Source organism: Trueperaceae bacterium (assembly GCA_023954415.1).
Taxonomy (GTDB): domain Bacteria; phylum Deinococcota; class Deinococci; order Deinococcales; family Trueperaceae; genus JAAYYF01.
This window is the reverse complement of record JAMLIB010000024.1, coordinates 1-5,457: the sequence shown is the minus strand read 5'-3', so window position 1 is coordinate 5,457 and position 5,457 is coordinate 1. Positions and strand designations below refer to the sequence as shown.

Sequence of the window (5,457 nt, the reverse complement as noted above, 5' to 3'; positions counted from 1 at the left end):
GACGAGGTAGGGGAGGGCGTGGGTGTTCGGCCTGCCCGGCTCATCGGAACCGGCCGGCGCGTTGGAGAAGTACACGATGTCCGCCGCGTACCCGCCCGCCTGCAGGTGGGCCTGCAGCTGCCTGGTGTACACGACGACCCCGTCGCCGGGGCTCAGCTTGCTGAGGATGGCTACGCGCATGTGCATACGCCCCCAGCGCTCTTCACCGAGCGTGGCCTCCACGGCGCTCGCGCCAAAGCCGCAGCCCGGTATCCACTAGGGGCACGCGCTGCAGGTCCGCGACCTCGTCGAGCTCGAACCAGCGCGCCTCATCGGTCGAGCCCTCCGCCTCCGACCTGAGCACGCCCGACACGAACCGGGCCGCGTAGATGAGGCGGAAGGAGTGGAGCGGTGGTTCGCCGGGTCCGCCGCCCGGCAACGTCCGGTCCGGTTCGAGGCCCGGCACACTGATGTGAGCGAGCAGGACCCTGCCCTGGTCGCCGATCAACCCACAGGCGGCTACGCGCGTCTCGAAGCTCAGCGGCATCCTTAGGAGCTTAGCCCGTATCGCTACCGTATTTGCGGCCCCGCGGCGCTCCTCGGCGCCGACGCCAGTCGATGGCGTGAGTACCTCGGCCCGTTCGCCGGGACAATGGTCTGTACGGCTGAGGTTACGCTCGTAGGATGAGGGGTGGGTCGACGTTCGTACTTGCCGCATGCGCGGTCGCGGTGTTAACCAGCCTCGGCTGTGCCGCCGTCGGCTCCCGACCACCATCGATTCAGCCGCTGACATTAGCGCCGGACCAGGCTCTGCCGGCGTTGGAGCCCGGCGCGGTCCTAGTGTTGAGACCCGGCCGCTACGTAGGCCCGTGGGAGATAACCGTTCCCGACGTCACGCTGCGTGCTTCTGGGGCCACGCTGGTAGGCGGCACTGAGGGCAGCAGTCTTGTGCTGTCCGCCCCCGGCATCCACGTGGAAGGGCTTACGATCGACGGCTCCGGGCCGATCGACGATCTGTACACTCCCGACGCCGCGTTCTGGCTGCTCGGGTGCGATGGCTGCCGACTGACCGATGTCACCGTGCTGAACGCGACGAGCGCGGTGCGCTCCGAGAGCTCCGCTGATGTAGTGGTCAGTGGAGCGAGTTTCGTCGGTGCGCCGGCATCGCCTGCCCTAACTCTGTTCGATTCCCCGCGGTTCTCGCTGGCCGCCAGCAGCGTTACGGGCTTCCTCGACGGCATCTACGTGGAGCGCAGCGCCGCCGTCACGGTCGTCGAGAACCGCTTCGACCAGGCCGCCCGCTACGCTCTGCACGTCATGTTCAGCCCGGACGTGGTGTTGGAGGGGAACATCGTCAGGGGCGGCAACGTCGGGTCCGCAGCGATGTACGGGCGGGGTCTGCGCGTCCGCGGCAATACCTTCGCCAGTCACACGGGTCCGTTGGCGTTCGGTCTGCTCGTCCAGGAGCTCGCCGACGCCGAGGTGAGCGGGAACGCGTTCATCGGCAACACCGTCGGCATCCTGGTCGTCTCCGCCCCGGACGTCACGATCAGCGATAACCTATTGGCCGATAACGGCTTCGCGATGCTCGTACAGCGGACCCGCACGGGTGGCACGAGTGCGGTCAGGCTACAGGCCAACGCTTTTGAAGGCAACGTCAGCGACCTGGCGGTCGACGATCCGGAAGCGGCGGTGAGCGTCACGGGCAACCACTTCGAGGGCGCGAGCCGGCTCGACCGCGATCACGACGGCGTCTCCGATGTCCCACACCTGCCCAGCTCGTCCTACAACATGTTCGCGTCGCGCCAGCCCGACCTGTCACTCTTCGCCCTCAACCCCGGAATACTCCTCTGGCAGACTGCAGAGACGACGGTACCGGCCCTACGCATGGCCACGTTGACCGACGCCGAGCCGCGATTGCAGAGAAGCGCTGGGGCCGTCGTCGCCGGGCGTCTAGTCGGTGAGGCACCGTCCAGCGTCGTGGCCGGACGGATCATAAGCCTCAGCTTGGTGGCCGCCTGCGTCCTGCTTGGCGCCTTCGTCGGGCGGCCCGTGGAGTGGTTCCGTTGAGCCTCAGGCCTTCGGAAGCCCCGGTACGGGCGCCCATGAGAGAGAGCGTTAGCGCGGTGAGCGTCGAGGCGCTCCAGCGGCGCGGTCGTTTGGACCACGTCACCTTCGACCTCAGCGCTGGTGCCCTCGCGCTCATCGGACCCAACGGTGCTGGGAAGTCGACCGTCCTCCATGTGCTCGTAGGGCGCATCCGGAGCCACGGCGGTGCAGCTACGCTGTTCGGTCACAAGCCCCGGAGCGCGGCTGCGGCGCGGCTACGTGCCTACGTGCCGCAGCAGATAGCGTTCCCCTCTCATTTGCGTGTCAGGGAGGTGCTCGCTGCGGCCGTCAAGGCGAAAGGCTGCGCATCAGAGCGGGCGGAGGCCGCTGCGGTGAGGATGGGCATCGGCGGCTTCCTCTTGCGCAGGGCCGGGACCCTTTCGGGTGGCATGACTCAGCGGCTGGCGCTCGCGGCCGCGCTCATGGACGAGCCGCCCGTATGGCTCCTCGACGAGCCCGCCTCGGCACTCGACGGTGGTGGTCTCGAGCGCTTGGCCGACTGGGCGCGGGAGCACGTCCGGTCCGGTGGGACGCTCGTCGTAAGCGCCCATCGGCCCGAAGAGGTCGAGGCTTTCGCTGCGGAGGCCCTCCTCTTGGTGCGGGGCCGAGTCGTAGGCCGCGTTCCGGTCCAAGAACTCTTCGACGACCGACTCGTGACGACCGGCGGGCGGGTGCCACTGCCTGAGGGCACACACGTGGAGCGCAGCACGACGCTGTTGCTGCGCAGAGTGTTGGGCGGCGATGAATAGGTTCCGTCGCCACGCCGCAAGTAGGCACTGGGTCCGGTGGCTCCTAGTGCTGCTCGCGTGTCTGGTGTTGCCGTTCTCCACATCGGTCTCCTTGGCGTATCGACCGAAGATGCATCACGCGGAGGACTGCCCCATGCCTCACGAGAACCAGGGGACGCCAACCATCCTCAGCGTTCCGGCGCCGCCGGCGCCGCCAATAGTGGTACCGACCGTGGCGGCGCCGGAACGGTTCGAACCACCGCTCTCGCAGGCGGCCGTCTCCGGCGGTGCACCGCGCGTCCTACGCAACCGTGATCCACCGCTACTACACGTCAACGACCCCAGATCCTGAACGACACCAGTCCCGCGTCGGTAGCCGTCCGTGGCCGCGCGTGTGACGACCTGGACCTCGCAAGTTTTCCTGCGGCCATGGCGCCGCGAAAGGGGATTGACGACGAGTTGACGCACGACCGTAGGACCTTTCTCAAGAAGCTGGCTGTGGCCTCCATGGCTGCCCCCCTCACACTCGGTCTCGCCAAGGCCCAGATGGGCCACATGGGAGGTGGCGACACCGGCATGGGCATGGGCCACGGCGCCATGGCGAGCTCTCCGGCGCTAGGTATCGGCCCGGACGTGCTGGCTCCGGACGAAATCCCGTGGGAGAACGGCACGTGTGCCTTCTGCGGGATGACCATCGCCACACCGGCGGACGGTCCCAACCCGTTAGGGTTCCGTGAGCGCACCTACGCTCAGATCCGCTTGGCGCCCGAGCACGAAGGCGGCACGCCCGTCAGTATGCATTACGAGTCCTTGGCGTGCATGTTCAACCATGCCTACGTTCTCGGTATCGTGGACGGACATGAGGCCACCTTCTACGTCGTCGACCTAGCCGAGGTCGACGCCCGCGGTACCCATCCGCTGACGGCCGCGGACCTGGTGTTGTCCAGAAAGGCGGCGTTCCTATGGGCGGCCGATTTGGCGGCCTCGATGCAGGCGCGGCTCGGAGCGTTCCGCGACGAGGCGGCTCTGCATGATTACACCTCTCACCATCAGGTCGGGCGACGCCACGTGCTCGACGCCGAGCTGCTGGCCGACTTGGCCCCCGTTCCGGAGGCGGGGCTACTCGGGCTCCTCAACAAACACAGCGAGTAGCGGTGGGTACAGGTATCGACCGCCGCACGTTCATCCGGATGACGGGCTACGCCCTCGGCGCGGCCCTGCTCGGGTCACAGCGGGCGTGGGCGGACCCGCGCGCGATCGCCTTCGGAGTAGACGTGTGCCCCTACTGCAGCATGACGGTCGTCGACCTGCGCTTCACGGCGCAGGTCGTCACCCCTACCGGACTCGTGCACCACTACGATGCTATCGAGTGCCTGGCGGACCACCTTATGGGACATGGACCGACCCCGCCCGACGTGGCCGAGACCTATTTGGCGAATCGGGCGGCGAGCACGAGGGAAGACGTGGTCTTCCTCCAAGCGGAGAAAGCGGTCGTTCTGTGCCATGCCCGTCTCCGCACCCCAATGGGGGGCGGGTTGGCGGCCTTCGCCGACCGGGCGGCCGCTGTAGAGTTCGCCGCGGCGGGTCGGCTCTCCAGAGCAGAGGTTCTCTCCTGGTCCGAGGTACTTGAGCGCGGGCGTGGCCACCCTTGGGTGCCGGAGTACTGATATGAGAGCTGGCATGGCCGGGGTCCACCTGCGCGAGGTCCTGCGGAACCCCTGGACATTGTTCGCTGGCGTGGCGCTGGTCGGGATTAGCCTGGCCTTCAGCGGCCGTGGCAGCGCCGTGGGGTTGGTCAGCCTCGTGGCGGTGCTGCAGCTCTACTTGCCTCCGTTGACAGTGGTGGTGGCCGCACCACTGCTGACTAGGCGGGAGACGTGGGCGTTCTGGGCCGCCCTACCCAGGCCGGCGGGCGCCGCCTACCGCGGCGCCACCGTCGGCATAGCCTTGGGGCTGCTGTTACCACTTCTGGCCGGTACGGGCGCCTCCGCAGCCATCCTCGGGCTTGGCGCGCTCGAGCTGCTCCTGCTGGTCGCCACGGTCGCGGCGCTAGTGGTGCTTTGGACCTGCACGATCTCGTTCCTCAGCGCCGCGACCCTCGACCCCACCCGGGCCATGGCGCTGGGGCTTGCCGCGTGGGCGCTGCTCGCGCTCGCCTACGGGCCGACGGTCGTCGGCTTGGCGGTGGCCTTCGCCGACTATCCCCTCGGGTGCTTCATGCTCCTCGCCATCGCCCTGAACCCTGCCGAACTCCTCCGCGTGGGACTCCTGCAGGCGCTCGGCGTTCCGGTGCTCGTCGGACCGATCGGGAAGCTCGTGGTGGACACCGTTCCCAACGGCGGTTTCGGGCTTGGCATCGCGGCCACGCTCCTGGTCTCGGCCCTGCTGCTGTGGTTGTCGGGTCATTGGTTCGCCCGGCGGGATCGCTAAGCCGGTCGCGGCCCCTCAGCCGGCGTTCAGCCGCCTCGCCTGAGCTACCAAGTCGCACAGTGCGGCCCGGCACGCCTCCAGCTCCTCGAGCGACCTCAACTTCACGTGGCGCAGCGCCTTGCCGGTACCTTCCAGAAGACCGGACCGGTCGTCAAGCTCGGTAGCCCGCATGAACACCAGCGAGACCCACTTGGCATGCGCCATCAGCGCT

General features: G+C 68.1%; 8 protein-coding genes. 5 read left to right on the top strand and 3 right to left on the bottom strand.

Annotated elements, in window-relative coordinates:
- The coding region (locus M9914_14260; protein ID MCO5175339.1) for a hypothetical protein at positions 1 to 180 on the bottom strand (180 nt) is incomplete at its 3' end.
- 22 nt (positions 181 to 202) lie between these two features.
- The gene (locus tag M9914_14255) at positions 203 to 526 is read right to left on the bottom strand and encodes a hypothetical protein (GenBank protein ID MCO5175338.1); all 324 of its coding nucleotides are present in this window, start codon (positions 524 to 526) and stop codon (positions 203 to 205) included.
- Between the two features lie 293 nt (positions 527 to 819).
- Between M9914_14255 and M9914_14250 the strand changes: the two genes are divergently transcribed.
- From M9914_14250 to M9914_14230, 5 genes are all read left to right on the top strand, one after another.
- On the top strand, positions 820 to 2,049 hold the full coding sequence (locus M9914_14250) for a right-handed parallel beta-helix repeat-containing protein (GenBank protein ID MCO5175337.1): 1,230 nt from the start codon (positions 820 to 822) through the stop codon (positions 2,047 to 2,049).
- A 35-nt stretch (positions 2,050 to 2,084) separates the two neighbouring features.
- A complete protein-coding gene (locus M9914_14245; protein MCO5175336.1) occupies positions 2,085 to 2,837 on the top strand; it encodes an ABC transporter ATP-binding protein in 753 nt (250 codons plus the stop codon).
- Positions 2,838 to 3,245: 408 nt separating this feature from the next.
- Entirely contained in the window at positions 3,246 to 3,968 is a 723-nt protein-coding gene (locus M9914_14240; GenBank protein ID MCO5175335.1) for a hypothetical protein, read from the top strand.
- Between the two features lie 2 nt (positions 3,969 to 3,970).
- Positions 3,971 to 4,483: a nitrous oxide reductase accessory protein NosL gene (locus M9914_14235; GenBank protein MCO5175334.1), complete on the top strand. Its 513-nt coding sequence runs from the start codon at positions 3,971 to 3,973 to the stop codon at positions 4,481 to 4,483.
- 13 nt (positions 4,484 to 4,496) lie between these two features.
- A complete protein-coding gene (locus tag M9914_14230; protein MCO5175333.1) occupies positions 4,497 to 5,246 on the top strand; it encodes a hypothetical protein in 750 nt (249 codons plus the stop codon).
- 15 nt (positions 5,247 to 5,261) lie between these two features.
- On the opposite strand, the gene M9914_14225 is transcribed toward M9914_14230, so the two are convergent.
- Positions 5,262 to 5,457, bottom strand: a 196-nt coding sequence (locus M9914_14225; GenBank protein MCO5175332.1) for a DUF1801 domain-containing protein, incomplete at its 5' end; no start/stop codon positions are given.